This window comes from Rothia sp. HMSC071B01, from assembly GCF_001808945.1.
Taxonomy (GTDB): Bacteria; Actinomycetota; Actinomycetes; order Actinomycetales; family Micrococcaceae; genus Rothia.
Genome location: NZ_KV795071.1, coordinates 281,917 through 298,925, shown reverse-complemented (window position 1 = coordinate 298,925; position 17,009 = coordinate 281,917). Strand labels below are relative to the sequence as shown.

At 60.4% G+C, this 17,009-nt stretch carries 12 protein-coding genes; all 12 read left to right on the top strand.

What is annotated here, in order from left to right:
• Positions 1–38: 38 nt before the first annotated feature.
• The 12 genes from HMPREF2527_RS04675 to murC all read left to right on the top strand — a co-directional run bounded on the left by HMPREF2527_RS04675 (position 39) and on the right by murC (position 17,008).
• Positions 39–440 carry a DUF3040 domain-containing protein gene (locus HMPREF2527_RS04675; protein WP_070506753.1) on the top strand — a complete coding sequence of 134 codons (402 nt, stop codon included), beginning with the start codon at positions 39–41 and terminating at the stop codon, positions 438–440.
• A gap of 553 nt (positions 441–993) precedes the next feature.
• Positions 994–1,425 carry a division/cell wall cluster transcriptional repressor MraZ gene (gene mraZ / locus HMPREF2527_RS04670; RefSeq protein WP_005506565.1) on the top strand — a complete coding sequence of 144 codons (432 nt, stop codon included), beginning with the start codon at positions 994–996 and terminating at the stop codon, positions 1,423–1,425.
• 104 nt (positions 1,426–1,529) lie between these two features.
• Positions 1,530–2,594, top strand: a complete 1,065-nt coding sequence (gene rsmH, locus HMPREF2527_RS04665; RefSeq protein ID WP_070506751.1) for a 16S rRNA (cytosine(1402)-N(4))-methyltransferase RsmH — start codon at positions 1,530–1,532, stop codon at positions 2,592–2,594.
• A gap of 20 nt (positions 2,595–2,614) precedes the next feature.
• Complete coding sequence (locus HMPREF2527_RS04660) at positions 2,615–3,628, top strand: cell division protein FtsL (protein ID WP_070506748.1); 1,014 nt, start codon at positions 2,615–2,617, stop codon at positions 3,626–3,628.
• Between the two features lie 62 nt (positions 3,629–3,690).
• The gene (locus HMPREF2527_RS04655) at positions 3,691–5,556 is read left to right on the top strand and encodes a peptidoglycan D,D-transpeptidase FtsI family protein (RefSeq protein WP_070506746.1); all 1,866 of its coding nucleotides are present in this window, start codon (positions 3,691–3,693) and stop codon (positions 5,554–5,556) included.
• Positions 5,557–5,724: 168 nt separating this feature from the next.
• Positions 5,725–7,470, top strand: a complete 1,746-nt coding sequence (locus tag HMPREF2527_RS04650; RefSeq protein ID WP_070506743.1) for a Mur ligase family protein — start codon at positions 5,725–5,727, stop codon at positions 7,468–7,470.
• Entirely contained in the window at positions 7,463–9,082 is a 1,620-nt protein-coding gene (gene murF, locus HMPREF2527_RS04645; protein WP_070506741.1) for a UDP-N-acetylmuramoyl-tripeptide--D-alanyl-D-alanine ligase, read from the top strand. Before HMPREF2527_RS04650 ends, murF begins: the two co-directional genes overlap by 8 nt.
• A 6-nt stretch (positions 9,083–9,088) precedes the next feature.
• A complete protein-coding gene (gene mraY / locus HMPREF2527_RS04640) occupies positions 9,089–10,294 on the top strand; it encodes a phospho-N-acetylmuramoyl-pentapeptide-transferase (protein WP_070506738.1) in 1,206 nt (401 codons plus the stop codon).
• Positions 10,294–11,880 carry a UDP-N-acetylmuramoyl-L-alanine--D-glutamate ligase gene (murD, locus tag HMPREF2527_RS04635; protein WP_070506736.1) on the top strand — a complete coding sequence of 529 codons (1,587 nt, stop codon included), beginning with the start codon at positions 10,294–10,296 and terminating at the stop codon, positions 11,878–11,880. The genes mraY and murD overlap by 1 nt, the downstream gene beginning before the upstream one ends.
• 149 nt (positions 11,881–12,029) lie before the next feature.
• Positions 12,030–14,198, top strand: coding sequence for an FtsW/RodA/SpoVE family cell cycle protein (locus HMPREF2527_RS04630; protein WP_070506734.1), 2,169 nt, complete (start codon positions 12,030–12,032; stop codon positions 14,196–14,198).
• A gap of 210 nt (positions 14,199–14,408) precedes the next feature.
• Positions 14,409–15,509, top strand: coding sequence for an undecaprenyldiphospho-muramoylpentapeptide beta-N-acetylglucosaminyltransferase (murG, locus tag HMPREF2527_RS04625; RefSeq protein ID WP_070506731.1), 1,101 nt, complete (start codon positions 14,409–14,411; stop codon positions 15,507–15,509).
• A complete protein-coding gene (murC, locus tag HMPREF2527_RS04620; RefSeq protein WP_070506729.1) occupies positions 15,509–17,008 on the top strand; it encodes a UDP-N-acetylmuramate--L-alanine ligase in 1,500 nt (499 codons plus the stop codon). The genes murG and murC overlap by 1 nt, the downstream gene beginning before the upstream one ends.
• Position 17,009 lies beyond the last annotated feature (1 nt).

Here is a 17,009-nt window from a genome sequence, read left to right as displayed (position 1 = left end):
ACGTCATCTTGAGCAGAGACACCTCAAAGGAGAAAACGATGGCACTGTCCGAGCGTGAACAGAAGGTTCTGGACCAGCTTGAAGAACTCATGAGCAATGAGGATCCGCACTTTGCCTCCTCCATGTCTTCAACCGGCAATACTGCGCCGGTTTTTAGTGCTCGCCATTTGGCTCTCGGTATTCTCTTCGTTTTCATCGGCCTGGGCATCATTATTGGCGCGGTCGCATCTAACATGATTTGGCTGGGCGTATTCGGCTTCCTCTTCGCGGCCGGTGGCGTGTACTTCGCAACCACCAGCAAGAAGACCCCGGTGGATTCCTTCCTCGGCGGTAAGGCAGAAGGCGCAGCCCGTGTGCGTCAGCGCGAGCAGAAGGATCAGTCTTCCTTCATGAACCGCCTGGAGAACCGCTGGGACGAACGCAATAACGGCCAGTTCTAGTACTGCTTTGGTGCAATAGTTTTTCTCACGGCTAGTATTTCTCGTGGCTGAGCATCCGTACTCTCTAGGGTCTTAAGACTTCATCAAGACTTCACAGGCGGAAGGTAAGAATTCTTACCTTCCGCTTTTTCTATGCCCGAACCAGTGAGAGAAGGATGTTTTAGAGGCGGACGGATGGGGCACACTGACTGCTGCAACTGGCCCCGTCATTGACTCTGTACTTGAGTCAGGGCATAGCAAACATGATGAAGGCGGCCCGCTGAGCGGAAACGCCCGAAGCTGTGTAGAAGCTGTGCGGCAGCGTTAAAAATGCAGAAGAGAGCATAAAAACACTAAAAGATACTCTGCCGGGTGGGGTAGGTGGTGGAAAGTGGGGTAAAGTGGAGGGGAAAGCTGAAAGTCAGTCCTATCGCCGTGCCCTCAAACAGACGGCGGAGGCGTCGGCCCGGCACACCCCGCCACCGGCACCTACAGGATGTGTGGAGCAACCACGCTCCCGCAGGCTTCAGCACAACGGCACACATCAGGGGCACACATCGGGGAGGTGAAGTGAATGTTCTTAGGTACCTACTCACCACGAATGGACGCCAAAGGACGCATCATCCTTCCCGCCAAATTCCGTGAGGAACTCTCAGCAGGCCTCGTTCTGACCCGCGGTCAAGAACGATGCCTGTACGTTTTCCCCGCCGCAGAATTTGAACGCATCCACGAACGGATGCGCACCGCGCCCCTGCCCGGACGAGCCGCCCGAGACTTCCTGCGAGTCTTCCTCTCAGGAGCCTCAGACGAACTGCCCGACAAGCAGGGACGCATCACCATCCCGCCGATACTGCGCCAATACGCAGGACTGACCGACAACCTCGTCGTCATCGGATCCGGTACCCGCGCAGAAATCTGGGATGCAGCCGCCTGGGAGGAATACCTCGCCCGCACCGAAGCTGAATTCGCTGCCCTCGACGAGGACCCGTTCAGCCCGCTACTCTAGTCGGCACCCCGCCGGTGCGATGGCTACCGCCAGGCATCTCTCTACCACTACCGCACCACTCTTCCGTAAGCTTTCCCGCAGGACAAACTCTCACAGGAGCACCCATGAGCGTAGACCACGCCCCCGAAACCGGTACGACCGCATCCGGCGCTGCCGCCAAGGTCACCGGCGCATCCATTGAGAACCTCTCCCAGCGTGAAGCCAGCGAACGCCACGTGCCCGTCATGCTGGACCGCTGCATTAACCTGCTGGCACCCGGCATTGAACGCGCCGTTGAGGAGCGCGGCACCGCCTACGTTATTGATGGCACCCTCGGTATGGGTGGCCACTCCGAGGCGCTGCTCGAACGCTTCGAAAACCTTGTACTCATCGGTATTGACCGCGACCTGCAGGCGCACGCCATCGCCGGTGAGCGTCTGGCACGCTTCGGTGAGCGTTTCGTGCCCGTCCACGCCGTCTACGATGAGATTGACCGCGCCATGGAAGCTGCCGGCGTGCAGGGCATCGACGGCATCCTGATGGACCTGGGCGTCTCCTCCATGCAGCTGGACGAACGCACCCGCGGCTTCGCCTACTCCTACGACGCGCCCCTGGACATGCGCATGAACTCCGAAGATGAGCTCACCGCCCGTATTGTTGTCAACGAATACAGCGAAGACCAGCTGCGCCGCATTATCCGCAACTGGGGCGAAGAGAAGTTCGCATCGCGTATCGCCCGCGCCATCTGCACCGCCCGCGCCAACGCGCCCCTGGAAACCACCGGTGAGCTCGTACGCATTATTCAGAAGGCTGTGCCCGTCGCCGCGCAGCGCACCGGCGGCCACCCCGCCAAGCGCACCTTCCAGGCGTTGCGCATCGAAGTGAACCACGAGCTTGAAGCCCTCGAACGCGCCGTGCCGGCAGCCCTGGAGGCGCTCAACCTCGGCGGCCGATTTGTCGCCATGAGCTACCACAGCCTCGAAGACAAAATCGTCAAGAGGGCACTGACCGCGGAGGCAACCTCCAAGGCACCCAAGGGCTTCCCGGTAGAGCTTGAAGAACACAAGCCCACCGTAAAAATCATTACCCGCGGCGCCGAACCGCCTACCGACGAGGAAATCGAACAGAACTCCCGCGCCGCCAGCGCCAAGCTGCGCGCCGCCGAGAAGATCCGCATCCCCGCCAAGTAGAAGACAGAAAGCGAAGAAGAGTGAGCACCCAGCACGCATCCCCGCGCCCCACCCGCACCCAGGGCGCCCCGCGGAGTCGACGCGCCGGTTCCTCGCGCCCTGCCGCCGGCACCCCCAGCGCCGTTGGCTCTACCCGCGCATCCTCTACAGGTGGCTCCACCGGGGCGAGCCGCGCCTCCACCCGAGCTCACTCCGGTCGTACCCGCACCGCGCGTCTGGAGCCGGTCACCGCAGCCCAGCCGGTGGTTCGTCCCGCCAGCACCGCTGCATCTCACGGTGGTAAGCGCACCTCAACGAACGCGAGCCGTGTCCCCTCGAGCGTCCGTGCGGCAGCACGCACCGAAGAAGCACGCGAAACGAAGCCCAAGCAGCGTAACCCGCTGTCCACTGTGCGCCGCCGAGCCCGTAAGCTCAGCCCGCCCACCATGCTCGCTGTTTTTGCGGCAATTCCGCTGACCCTGATTTTTATTCTGCTGCTTAACGTGCTGATTGTGACCCGACAGTACGACATGGTGGATTTGCGCGCGCAGGAACAGCGCCTCGTGCAGGAGAACCAGGCGCTGCAGCAGGAGATTGGTTTCAAGGAAGCCCCGCAGGATTTGGCGATACGCGCCAGTACCCTGGGCATGTTTGTGAGCTCTTCGCAGGCGACCCTGAACCTGCAGACTTCCACGATTGAGGGCACCCCCGCCCCGGCTGCAAGCCCCACCGGTATTGAAGGATCCAAGCAGGAGAACCTGATTTCGCCGCCGGCAGCGGGTTCGGAAGAAAGCTACGCCAAGGGCATTGTGGATGCTGACAAGTCTGTTCAGCAGCGACACAGCCAGGCGAGCGCTACGGCAAAGGCATCTGCAAGCGCCTCGGCAAGCCCCGCGCAGCAGGCTAACCCCGCCCAGCAGGCCAACCCCGCTCAGCAGGCCAACCCCGCACCGGCGAATAGCGCCCCTGCTAGCCCGGCTGCTTCCGCCGCCCCGAGCGCCGCTCAGCAGTCCAGCCCTGCCGCTAGCCCCGCGGCAAGCCAGCCCGCACGATAAACAACATTGACCACAGGATGCGTAGCATCACCGATAGACTAGACCAGCGAAAGGACCACCGCATGAGCTCCGACGCGCGTAAGAACGCGAACGAATCGGCATCCGGTCAGCCGGACCTGACCCGCCGTGGCTTTGTCGCCGGCGCCGCTGCCACCTGTGCTCTGGGCGTCATTGGTGCGAATCTGTTTATCCGCCAGGGCTTTGATCCCGGTGCGGTGGCGAATGCGTCCCGTCAGAAGCGTTTGCGCTCCCAGGTGCTGCCTGCTGTGCGCGGCCAGATTCTGGATATCAACGGCAATGTCATGGCGCGTACTGTGCAGCGTTATAACCTGACCGCTGATCAGAGTGCCGTGGCGACCTTCAAGCGTTACAACGAGGACCGCACCCAGAAGATTGAGGTCACCCCCAACCAGCTGGTGTACGAGATGGTCGATATTCTCAAGACCGTTGACCCGGGCATTACCGACGAGTTCATCAAGTCCAAGCTGGACGGCACCTCCAAGTACTCGGTGATTAAGGCAAATATCACCCCGGAAATTTTCAATAAGATTGATGCCCTGGGTGCGCCCTTCATCTACGGTGAGGCGTTCTCTCAGCGCCTGTACCCCAACGGTAGTGTGGGCGGTTCCGTGGTCGGTAAGTACAACATTGTTGAAGAGGCAGACGGCAACGGTACGGGCGGTACGGTGTCCCGTAACTACTCCGTGGGCATTGAGCGTGTCTTTGAGAAGGAGCTTGCCGGTACCCCCGGTGAGCGCACCTACGAGATTAGCGCTGATGGCGTGCGTATCCCCGTAGCGAAGGAAGAGCAGCGCCTGGCGGTGGACGGTAAGAATATTCGCCTAACCATTAACCGTGATGTGCAGTATTTTGCGCAGCAGGTGGTGCGTGCCCGCGCCGAGGAGCTGAAAGCTGAATGGTGTACCGCCATTGTTATGGATGTGCGTGACGGCTCCATTTTGGCTCTTGCTGATTCCTCCACGATGGACCCGGGCGCGGCAACCATTGAGGACGCGGCGGACATGACCCCGCGCGCTATTTCGCAGAGCGTGGAGCCCGGTTCGACCGAGAAGATGCTAACTGCTTCGGCGCTGATTGAGCAGGGCCTGACCACCCCGACGAGCGTGTATGACGTGCCCGCGACCCTCACGATTGACGGCCAGACTTTCAAGGATGCGTTTGAGCACGGGGCGCAGCGGCGTACTTTCTCGGGCATTATTCATGACTCGATGAACACCGGTACGGTGCTGGTCGGTCAGAAGCTCAGCAAGGAAGAGCGCTACAACTGGTTGAAGAAGTACGGCGTCGGCGAGTTTACCGGCATTGAGTTGACCGGTGAGGAGCAGGGTATAATCGCTGATTGGCGTGATTGGGATGGCCGTCAGCAGTACACTGTGCTGTTCGGTCAGGGTGTTGCGCAGACTCCGCTGCAGACCGCCATGATTTTCCAGGCGCTGGGCAATAAGGGCGTTCGTCTGAAGCCGCGCATTGTGGACGCGATCATTGACGCCGACGGTACCGAACATAAGCGTGCCGTGGAGCCTGGCGAACGCATGGTCAGCGAGCAGACTGCCGCCTCCTGCCTGACTCTCATGGAGAATGTGGTGGAGCAAGGCCACGCCCGTCCGGCGAAGGTGACCGGCTACCGCGTGGGCGGTAAGACCGGTACTGCGGAAACTCCGAGTGAGAAGGGCGGCTACGACGGCAACACGACGTCCTTTATTGGTGTGGCGCCGATTGAGAACCCGCAGTTCTTGGTGGCGGTGACCATGCAGCGTCCTGAGGGTAGCGTGGGTGCGAACGGTACGACGGCTGAGTTCTCCAAGATTATGGAGAAGACCCTGCACACCTATAATGTGCCGCGTTCTACCGGTGAACCGGAGTTGATTCCGCTTTTTGCTGAGGATAGCCCCAATAAGACGAGCTAAAGGCGAGCGGGGGAGAGGTTCCCGGTAGCTGATTCGTGATGAAGAAGCCCCGGGACTGAACACCTGTCGAAGCCTAAAGACCGTAGAATATTGAATGACCCTGTGTGCCTTGAGCGCATTGACCATACAGAGCTCACCGCTTCGGACAGCGGAGAGGAAAGAAGGACGATGGATACCGCATCTCACGCACCCGGCCAGAACCTGCTGGGCGGCGACGCTCAGACTCTGCGCCCGAATGCTGTGCGCCCGGTGAGTTTGGCGCACCTTCGCGAATATCTGCAGGGATTGGGTGCTCAGGTGAGTGCCCAGCCGGCTAGTGGCGTTCAGGGTTCTGAATCCGGTGATTCTGTTGAGGTCACCGGTATCAGCATGGACTCCCGAGGCGTTCGCCCACAGGACCTGTACGTGGCTCTGCCCGGTGCGAAGGTGCACGGTGCGCAGTTTGCTGAGGCTGCGTTGAAGCTGGGTGCTTCCGCTATTTTGACGGATGCTGCCGGTGCGCAGCTGCTGGGTGAGGCGCCGGTGCCTGTCCTGGTGACTGAGAACCTGCGCGAGTATGTTGGTCCGTTGGCTGCGCTGATTTATGGTTCGGCTTCGTTCCCCGCCACCCACCGTTACGCGGTGACCGGTACGAACGGTAAGACCACCTCCACCTACATGCTGGAGTCGGTGTTCCGCACCGGCCTGGGTGTGAAGACCGGTCTGATTGGCACTATTCAGATTCTGATTGATGGTGTGTCGGTTCCTTCGAAGATGACCACCCCGGAGTCTCCTCACGTGCATTCTCTGCTGACGATTATGGGTCAGCATCAGGTGCGTTGCGCGGCGATGGAGGTGTCTTCGCACGCGATTGATTACCACCGTGTGGACGGCGTGAAGTACGCGGTTGCTGGCTTCACGAACCTGACCCAAGACCACCTGGACCTGCACGGCACCATGGAGCATTACTTTGAGTCGAAGGCGCAGCTGTTCACTCCTGAGCGTGCTGAGCTTGCGGTGATTACTGCTGATGACGAGTGGGGCGAGAAGATGTTCTCCGCTGCTTGCGAGCAGATGGGTGCGCAGCAGGTTTACCGTCTGGTGACTGCTCGCGGTGCCGGTCTGGCTGAGGTGCCCGCAGAGTTTGGTGCCCGCGACTGGGCTGTGGTGAAGGTTCAGCGTGAGGGCCTGGGCCACCGCTTCCACGTGGCTAATGGTGCCGGTGAGAGCGTTGAATGCTACACCGGTCTACCCGCTGACTTTAACGTTTCGAATGCCGCGCTGGCGGCGCTCATGGCGTACCTGGACACTGACTCCGCTGAGCGTGAGCGCCTGCTGCCCGAGCTGGCGTCCGGTTCGGCTCTGACTCCGGTGGTTCCGGGTCGTATGCAGCTGATTTCTTTGGCTCCGCACGCGATTGTGGACTTTGCACACAACCCGGACGGTCTGACCCGCGCCCTGGAGGCAATGGACCGCCCCGGCGACGGTAAGGTCATGATTGTTTTCGGCGCGACCGGTGAGCGTGACCAGCTGAAGCGCCCGATTATGGGTGCGATTGCGGCACAGTACGCAGATATTGTGGTTGTGACTGATGACGACCCGCACGGTGAGGCGCCTGAGCCGATTCGTGCCGCCGTTGAGGAGGGCGCGCAGAAGGCTGAGAACCGCCGAGCCACCCAGATCCTGAATATTTCTCCGCGTGCCGCCGCTATTGATGCGGCAATTGCCCTGGCGGGCGAGCACGACGCCATCCTGATTGCTGGCCGCGGCCACGAAACCGAACAGGATGTTGACGGCGTGGATATCGCCCTGGACGACCGCGTTGAAACCGCCCGTGCCCTGCGTGCGCACGGTTTCGAGATTCTGCCTGATTACCAGCGCATGCTCGATGAAAGTGACTCTAAGACCGCTGAAGGTATGGTGAAGAATGATTAAGCTCAGCGCCGCCCAGATTATTGAGGCAACCGGCGGCACCGCTATCGGCCTGGAGGGCCGTGAGGAGCAGGTGTACGCAGACTTCGCCACCACCGACTCCCGCGAGGTGCAGACCGGTACCCTGTTCATGGCGAAGCCCGGCGCGGTCACTGACGGCCACAGGTTCATCCCCATGGCGTTTGAGAGGGGCGCGACCCTGGCGCTGGTCGAGCGTGAAGTACTCGACGAGCAGGGCGTGCCCTACCCGAGCATCCAGGTGCCCGATGTGGTGCTGGCGATGGGCGATTTGGCGCGCTATTCCATTGAGCAGATGCGCGCTCAGGGTGAGCTGACCGTTATCGGTATTACCGGTTCTGCCGGTAAGACCACCACCAAGGACCTTCTTGCCGCCATTTTCACCCCGGAGGGCCCGACCGTTGCCCCGGTCGGCTCCTACAACAGTGAGGTGGGCGTGCCCCTGACCGTTTTCCGTGCGGATGAGTCTACCCGCTACCTGGTCATTGAGATGGGTGCCGACCATGTGGGCAACATTGAGTACCTGGCGAATATTGCGCACCCTGATCACGGCGCAATCCTGAAGGTTGGTACCGCGCACGCTGGCGAGTTCGGCGGCGTGGACAATATTGAGCGTACTAAGGGTGAGCTGGCTGAGGGCGTTCAGCCGACCGGTTCCCTGGCTCTGAACGCTGACGATGAGCGCGTGCTGCGCATGGCTTCGCGTTCGGTTGCACCCATTACCTACTTTGGCGTGGGCGAGAAGACCGACGCGAACGGCCAGCCCTACGAACGCTACGTGGCGGCGCTGAACCTGCGCACCACCGACGCAGGCTGCCCCGAGTTCACTCTGCGCCTGCCCGACGGTAGCGAGTACGAGATCTCCTCGCAGCTGATCGGTGAGCACCACGTGCACAACCTGCTGGCTGCTGCGACAATCGCCTACAACAGCGGTATTTCGGGTGAGAAGATTGCTCGCGCGCTCAACAAGGCGGCGGCGGCTTCGAAGTGGCGTATGGCGCGCACCGACCGCGCTGACGGCGTGACCGTCATTAACGACGCCTACAACGCGAACCCCGAGTCGATGGCTGCGGCACTGCGCACCCTGGCGCAGCTGGGTCGCACCGTCGACCCGGCGACCGGTCAGCCGCACCGCACCTGGGCTGTTCTGGGTGCCATGCTGGAGCTCGGTGACGCCTCCGTGGAGGAGCACGACCGCATCGGTCGCCTCGTGGTGCGCATGAACATTTCCAAGCTGATTGCTGTGGGCGACGAGACGAAGCCCACCTACAATGCGGCTCACCTGGAAGGCTCCTGGGGTAATGAGGCGACCTGGGTGAAGACCCCGGAAGAGGCAGAGCAGATTCTGCGCGCCGAGGTTCGCCCCGGCGACATTGTGCTCTTCAAGTCCTCAAACGGCGCGAAGCTGGGCATTCTGGGTGACCAGGTTGCTTTCGCCGAGTACACCTTCGGCGCTGAAGAAGAGCAGGCACCGACCTGGCTTTCTGCCGGTGACTTTGTTGAAACCACCGATTTGAGCGACCACCTTGCCGCTCACCTGGACGGTGCCGCTAACGGCGACCGTACTTCGACCGAACAGACCACGAACGAAGGGTAGCGCTTTATGATTACCGTGCTGATTGCTGGAATCTTCGGATTCCTCATCTCCCTCACCGCGCTGCCGGTGTTCATCAAGAAGATGAAGTCCCTGAAGCTTGGCCAGCTCATCCGTGAGGAAGGCCCGGCGGCCCACCAGTACAAGGCGGGTACCCCCACCATGGCGGGTCTGATTTTCATCCCCGCGGCGATTCTCGCCTACTTCTTGACCCTTGCGGTGAGCGCCCTGTTCTTCGGTACCGCGCCGGTGCCGACCGCTACCGCGTGGCTGACCATCGCCTTCACCCTGGGCATGCTCGGTGTGGGCGCGGCGGACGACATCATGAAGTTCCGCAATAAGGGCAACGAGGGTCTGACCGAGAAGCAGAAGACCATTGGTCTTCTGGGCGTGACCCTGCCCTTTGCGTACCTGGCGTTCCAGTTCCCGAATGAGTCGGGTGCTCGTCCGGCGTCGACCGCTATCTCTTTCGTACGTGACCTGCCCATTGACCTGTTCGCGGCGGGCGCGGTCTTCGGCTCCATCCTGCTGGTTGGTTGGATTACCCTCATCTCCCTGTCCGGTACGAACGCGGTGAACTTCACCGATGGTCTGGACGGCCTGGCTGGTGGCATCATGATGACCATCTTCTCCGGCTACCTGACCATCAGCATCTGGCAGTACGTGCACGCCTGCTCCGCTGGCGCTGGCACCGCCTGCTACGATGTGCGCGACCCCGGTTCGCTGGCGCTGATTGCCGCATCCCTGGTGGGTTCGCTGGCTGGCTTCCTCTGGTGGAATGTGTCGAAGGCGCAGATTTTTATGGGCGACTCCGGCTCCCTGGCACTTGGTGGCGCAATGGTTGCTTTCGCGCTGTTCACCCGCACCGAACTGCTTCTGCTGGTCATCGCTCTGATCCCCGTGCTGGAAGTATTCTCTGTGATTGTGCAGAAGTTCGTGTTCAAGACCAGCCGTAAGCGTTCGGTCGCAGCAGGGGAGAAGCCCCTGCACGCGCACCGCTACTTCCGTATGACCCCCTTCCACCACCACATGGAGAAGGTCGGCGTCAACGGCAAGTACTCAATTGATAAGCGAGGCATTGCCCCCGGTACCGTCAGCAGCGGCGAAGTGAACTCCGTGTTCCGCCTCTGGGTTGTTAATGCCCTCTGCGTGCTCGTCGCCCTGGCGCTGTTCTTCGGTGACTGGTTCTCGCAGACTTCTGGAGTGATTCACTAATGTCAACTATTGAACAGCCGGATACAGCTCGCATTGAAGCGAACGCCGCCGCTATTGCGGTGAACCCGGTGTACGAGAACGAGCGCCTCGCGGAGCTGACTCACTGGGGTGCGCCCTGGGCTAACCTGCGCGTGGTCGTGGTGGGCATGGGCACCAGCGGCGACGCTGTGACCGATGTGCTCGCCCAGCTGGGTGCGAAGATTGTTGTCATCGACGGGGCTGATACCCCGGAGAAGCGTGAACGCATCGATCTGTACACTAACGCCTACGGTAACGTTGAGGGCCTGTTTGGTCCCGAGCACATGCGTGCACTGCCCCCGGTGGACGGTCAGGAACCCGAGCTTGTGGTGACCTCCCCGGGTGTGCGTCCCGACCACCCGGTCATGCTGGACGCTTATGAGCGTCGCATCCAGATTTGGGGCGATGTGGAGCTGGCGTGGCGCCTGAATGAGCGCAGCGACCGCCCGACCCCCAAGTGGCTGTGCCTGACCGGTACGAACGGTAAGACCACCACCGTGGGCATGGTTGATTCCATCCTGAAGGCTGCCGGTAAGAAGTCTATTCAGGTGGGTAACGTGGGTATGCCCATCGTGTACGCCATTGCCGACGATGAGCCCTATGAGTTCTTCGCGGTGGAGCTGTCCAGCTTCCAGCTGCACTGGACCCATTCGATGTCCCCGTACGCTTCGGTGGTTCTGAACATTGCTGAGGACCACGTGGACTGGCACGGTTCGTTCGAGCGTTACAAGGCTGATAAGGCTCGCGTGTACGAGCACACTCAGGTTGCCTGCATCTTCAACACCGACCATGTGGACACCCTGCGCATGGTTGAGAACGCGGACGTTATTGAGGGCGCTCGCGCGATTGGCTTCAGCTCCACTGAGATGCCCGCCGTGTCGATGCTCGGCCTGGCTGAGGACATTATGGTGGACCGCGCCTTCTTGAAGAACCGTTACAACGAGGCGTATGAGCTGGCGGTTCTGGAGGATTTGGCTCCGGCTCCCGGTAAGATGCCTGCGAAGCACACCGTGGAGAACGCTCTGGCGGCTGCGGCGCTGTGCCGTGCGGCTGATATTGACCCGAAGGCTGTGGGCGCGGGCCTGCGTTCCTTCAAGACCGGTGCGCACCGCAACCAGCTGGTGGGTTATGCGAACGACATCATGTGGGTGAACGATTCGAAGGCTACGAATCCTCACGCCGCGAATGCGTCGATGAGCGGTTACCCCTCGCTGGTGTGGATTGCCGGTGGTCTGTCGAAGGGCGTTGAGTACGATGAGCTGATTGCTGCTCACGCTCAGCGCCTGAAGGCTGTACTGATTATCGGTACTGATACTGCGGCGTTGAAGTCGGCGTTGGCTAACCACGCTCCGCAGGTTCCGACCTACAATATGACCGCCGCTGTGGCTGATTCTTCGGACGGCATTGCCGTGATGAACGCGGCCGTTGCGAAGGCTGCTGAGCTGGCGCATCCGGGCGATACCGTGCTGATGGCTCCCGCGTCTGCGTCGATGGACCAGTTCAAGAATTATGCGGTGCGCGGTGATGCGTTTGCGAACGCTGTTGCCGCCCAGCTGGCAGACTCTTAGGACGCTACCTGCAGGGGGCGTCTCGGGTGACCGGGGTGCTTTTTGCGGGTTCTTCTTGGGGGTGGGATGGTAATGGTGTCCCACCCCTGAACCTTTTTCGTGTAGTCGCCACGACGAATCCGTGGCAGTTGAGGCCTATAGGAGGGCATGTGAGTACCAGCGCATCTTCGGAGCGTTCGGCTTCTTCGGCGCGTTCGACCGCGAGTGGTCGTTGGGCGTCTTTGCGAGCCGGTTGGGAGGATTTCTCTGCGCCGTTCCGTGCTCGTGCCGATAGGCTGTACCGTCGTGGTTTGAAGGCTGACCTGTGGGATGTGCCGGTGATGCTGCTGATCACCACCTTGGGTCTGGCTATTTTTGGCTGCATTATGGTGCTGTCGGCCTCGAGCGTCACCATGATTTCTCAGGGCCAGTCGCCGTTCTCGCAGGTTTCGTCGCAGGTCATGTTCTTGGTTCTTGGCGTGATTGCGATGGCGGGTATTACGCGCATCCCGGTGGGTGTCTACCACAAGAAGTTTGTGGTGAACGCGATGCTGATTGCCGCGTTGGTCATGCAGCTTGCTGTGGTGGTCGTTGGCGTTGAGGTGAACGGTAACCGTAACTGGTTGAAATTCCCCGGCGGCGTGCAGATTCAGCCGTCGGAGTTTTCGAAGCTGGCGATTATTATGTGGCTGGCATGGGTGTACAGCCGCCACGGCGATATTTCTCGCAGTATTTGGCGTACTCTGTTCCCCTCGATTTATGGTGTGGGTGCCCTGGTGCTGCTGATTATGCTCGGCGGTGATATGGGTACCGCCATGGTGTACGGCTTCATCTTTGTGGGCATGATGTGGCTGGCGGGCGCTTCTCGTAGCTCGCTGCTGAAGATTGGCGGCGCGTTTGCGGCGTTGGCGCTGGTGGGCGTTCTCAGTAGCGCGAACCGTGTGGCTCGTATTTTCGGTGTTTGGGGCTCGTGCACGAACGCTAACTGTGACCAGGCGAATTCTGGTGAGGTGGCGCTGACGACCGGCGGCTTCTTGGGTGTTGGCCTGGGTCAGTCGCGTCAGAAGTACAACTACTTGGCTGAGGCGCATAACGACTATATTTTCGCCATTATTGGTGAGGAGCTGGGCCTGCTGGGTACGCTGGCGGTTCTGCTGCTGTATGCGGGCCTGGTGTATTGTGCGGTGCGTATTATGCTGCGCACTACTGACCCGCTGGTGCGTTTGGCTACGGGCGGCATCATGATTTGGCTGACTTCTCAGGCGATTATCAATATGGGCATGGTGTCCCGTATTTTGCCGGTGATTGGTGTGCCTCTGCCGTTTGTCTCCTATGGTGGTTCGTCGCTGTTGTCTTCGTTGTTTGCGGCGGGTTTGTTGTTGGCGTTTGCGCGGCAGACTCCGTTGCGTGGCGCGACGGCACCGTCGAATATTGAGACTCAGAGCGTGCGTGAGGTTCGTCGTGCGAATGCTGATTGGCAGCGTCGTACGCCGTTGCAGATTGTGCTGAATCAGGAGGAGGCAGCTCGTGCGGCTGCCGGTGGTCACCTGATGAAGGAACATAATCCTTTGAAGGTTGTTTTCGGTCCGGAGAGTACGTTGCGCCGCTGGTTGGGTTTTGCGCCGGATCAGCAGCGTGAGTTGTCTCGTATAGCTCGTGAGCAGCGGAAGGAGCAGGAGCGCCAGGCTCGGGAGCAGGCTCGTCGCGAGGAGGAACAGGCTCGCCGGGAGGCGGCGCAGGCTCGAGAAGAGGCTCGTCGTGCTCGTGAGGAGGCACGTCTGGCTCGTGAGGAAGCTGCCCGTGTGAAGGCGGAGCAGAAGGCTGAAGCTCAGAAACAGAAGGCCTCGCAGAAACCTGCCCCGCAGAAGCCTGCACCGAAGAAGGCAGCTCCGCAGAAGGCTCCCGCTCAGCCTCGTACCGGTCAGCAGACTCGTATTGCCCAGAAGAGTACTGCCTCTACTCGAGCGGCACAGGGTAAGCCTGCTCAGCCCCGTACCGCTCAGCAGCCTACTGCTCAGAAACCTGCTGCTCAGAAGCGAGTGCAGCAGGCTCGTGGTGCTCAGCCCCGTAGCGCACAGCACCGTCCGTCGGGTTCGCTACCTGCGGGTCTGCAGCCGCTGCATCCTGAGGACCGTCAGCGTCGTGCCCAGCGACAGGGCAATCCTCGACAGGGTAATCCTCGACAGGGCGCTCAACGTCAGGTAGCGCCGCGACAGGGCACCCAGGCAAAGGGTATTCAGGCCAAGGGCGCTCCGAAGAACAGCGCTCAGCAGGCGCAGCGTCCGGCTCAGGGCGCGGCTCGGAACTCGGATCAGCGCGGCACCCGTAAGCAGGGCTAAACCCCGCGGAACCCGCTCCGTGAAGCCTGCATATCGGGGGCTGACATTCGGGGGAGTGAGCTGCGGTTCGTGCCTCTACCCGTGATGAATATGTGCTGAATATAAGATAAAGCCCTCGCTGTTGAGTTGTAGCTCAATGGCGGGGGCGCTCTTTTGAACAGGTGCGATAGCGTAAAATGATGCTGTACCGATGTGTTGGGAGAAAGACCTATGACGAAGAAGGCGCCCTCTATAGTCTTCGCCGGTGGTGGCACCGCCGGTCATATTAATCCGATGCTCGCGATTGCGCGTGCGATTCGTGACCTTGAGCCGAACGCTAAGATCCTGATGCTGGGCACCGCCGACAAGATGGAAGCCGAGCTGGTTCCGGCAGCTGGTTTCGATATTGAGTTCATCCCTCGTGCGGCGTTCCCTCGTAGCATTAACCGTGCCGCTTTCGCTTTCCCCGCTAAGTTCTTTGGTGGCCTGTCTAAGACCCGCCGCATCCTCAAGGATGTAGATGCGGATGTGGTCGTTGGCGTGGGTGGCTATGTGTGCCCGCCGGCGTATTTGTCTGCGTTGAGCGCTAAGATTCCCGTGGTGATTCATGAGGCGAATGCGAAGCCCGGTTTGGCGAACCGCCTGGGTGGTACGTTCGCGAAGTTCACCGGCGTGGCGTTCCCCAATACTCCGTTCCCGCGCGCAACCCTGGTGGGTATGCCGATGAAGGATGAGATTGCCTACCTGAACCGCGAGGCGCACCGTTCGAAGGCTCGCCGTAACCTGGGCCTGGACCCGCAGAAGCCGACCGTGATTGTGACCGGTGGTTCGCTGGGTGCGCAGAGCCTGAATAATGCGGTGGCGGCGTGCCGTGACCACTTTGCGGAGTGGGACTTCCAGATTCTGCATATTACCGGTAAAGGTAAGACTGTTCTGGATGAGAATGGTGAGCCGCTGAGCGCGCCGAATTATCGTCAGATTGAGTTCAGCAACGGCATGCAGGATGTGTACGCTGCCGCTGATCTTCTGCTGGTGCGTTCGGGTGCGGCGACCGTCAGTGAGGTTGCTGCGGTGGGTGTTCCCGCGATTTTTGTGCCGCTTCCTATTGGTAATGGTGAGCAGGCTCTGAATGCTCGTTCTCTGGTGGAGGCGTCTGCGGCTCTGCTGGTGAAGGATGCAGAGGTCACCGGTGAGTGGTTCGCCCGTGAGATTCCGGCTCTTATGGCGAACCCGGAGGAGCTGGAGCGCATGGGCGCTGCGGCGTATGAACTTGGTATCCGTGACGCGGCGCGCGTTATGGCTGAAGCAGTATTGAAGGCAGCTGAGAAGTAATGACTGAATTGATGAATCTTGAGATGGTGTTGCCGGCACCGCTGAACCCGCCGTTCCCTGAGCGTGCGAAGATGAGCGAGTTGGGCCGTGTGCACTTCATCGGTATTGGTGGCGCGGGTATGAGCGCTATTGCCGCTCTGATGCTGCAGGCTGGTGTGACGGTGAGTGGTTCTGATCGTGCGGAGTCGGCTGCTGTTGAGTCTTTGCGTGCTGCGGGTGCTCGTGTGGGTGTTCCTCAGCAGGCTGAGAACATTGTGGACGTTGATACCGTGGTGATTTCTACTGCGATTCGTGAGGATAATCCGGAGCTTGTTGCCGCTCGTGCGCAGGGTCTGCGTGTGCTGCATCGTTCTGAGGCGCTTGCCGCTGTGATGGGTGAGTCTCAGGTGGTTGCTGTTGCCGGTACTCACGGTAAGAGCACGACCAGCTCCATGATTTCTGTGATGTTTGATCAGCTGGGTGCGCAGCCGTCGTTCGCGGTGGGTACTGTAATTGCTGGTCGCGGCATGAACGCTCACCTGGGTGCTCAGGGCCCGGAGTCGATTTTTGTGGCTGAGGCTGATGAATCGGACGGCTCGTTTGTGCGTTACCGCCCGGCTATTGCTGTGGTGACGAACGTTGAGCCGGACCACCTGGATTTCTATGAGACCGATGAGCGTGTCTTTGAGGCGTTCAACCGTTTTGTGGGTTCGCTGTCTCCTAACGGTGTTGTGGTGACCTGCGCTGATGATGCGGGTGCGGCTGATTTGGCGGCTCGTTCTCGTGCGGCGGGTGTGCCCGTGGTGACCTACGGTGAGTCTGAGGATGCTGACCTGCGCATTAGCGAGATTACCAGTGCGGGTTCTTCCTCTTCTTCGCATCTGTCCTGGTCTTTTGAGTGCCGCGGTGTGCGTTATGAAGGCGAGCAGGATCTTGCTCTGAAGGTGCCCGGTATTCATAACCAGCTGAACGCTTCGGCTGCTTTTGCCTCGGCGTTGATTTCTGGTTACGAGGCTGCTGATATTGCTCGTGCACTGGCTGAGTTTGTGGGCGCTGACCGCCGCTTCACTCTGCGTGGTGAGGTTGCTGGCGTGAAGGTCTTTGATGATTATGCGCACCACCCGACCGAGGTCTTCCGTGCCCTGGAGACCGGCCGTACCGTGGCTGATGGCCACAACCTGTACGTGATTTTCCAGCCGCATCTGTTCTCTCGTACTCGCGAGTTCGCGAAGGAGTTCGCGCAGGCTCTGTCGATGGCTGACCGTGCTCATGTTCTGGATATTTACCCGGCTCGTGAGCTGCCGATTGAGGGTGTGACCAGTGAGCTGATTACCGGTGCTGGTTTCTCTGAGGTTCGTTACGCTACCGCTGAGGACGCTATTGAGGATATTGTGACGTGCGCTCAGGATGGCGATATTGTGATGACCGTTGGCGCTGGCGATGTGACCGCTTTGGGTGCGCGTCTGCTGGAGTCCCTGGAAATCCGTCACGGTGGCGAGTCGAAGAAGTCGGAGGCTTAGG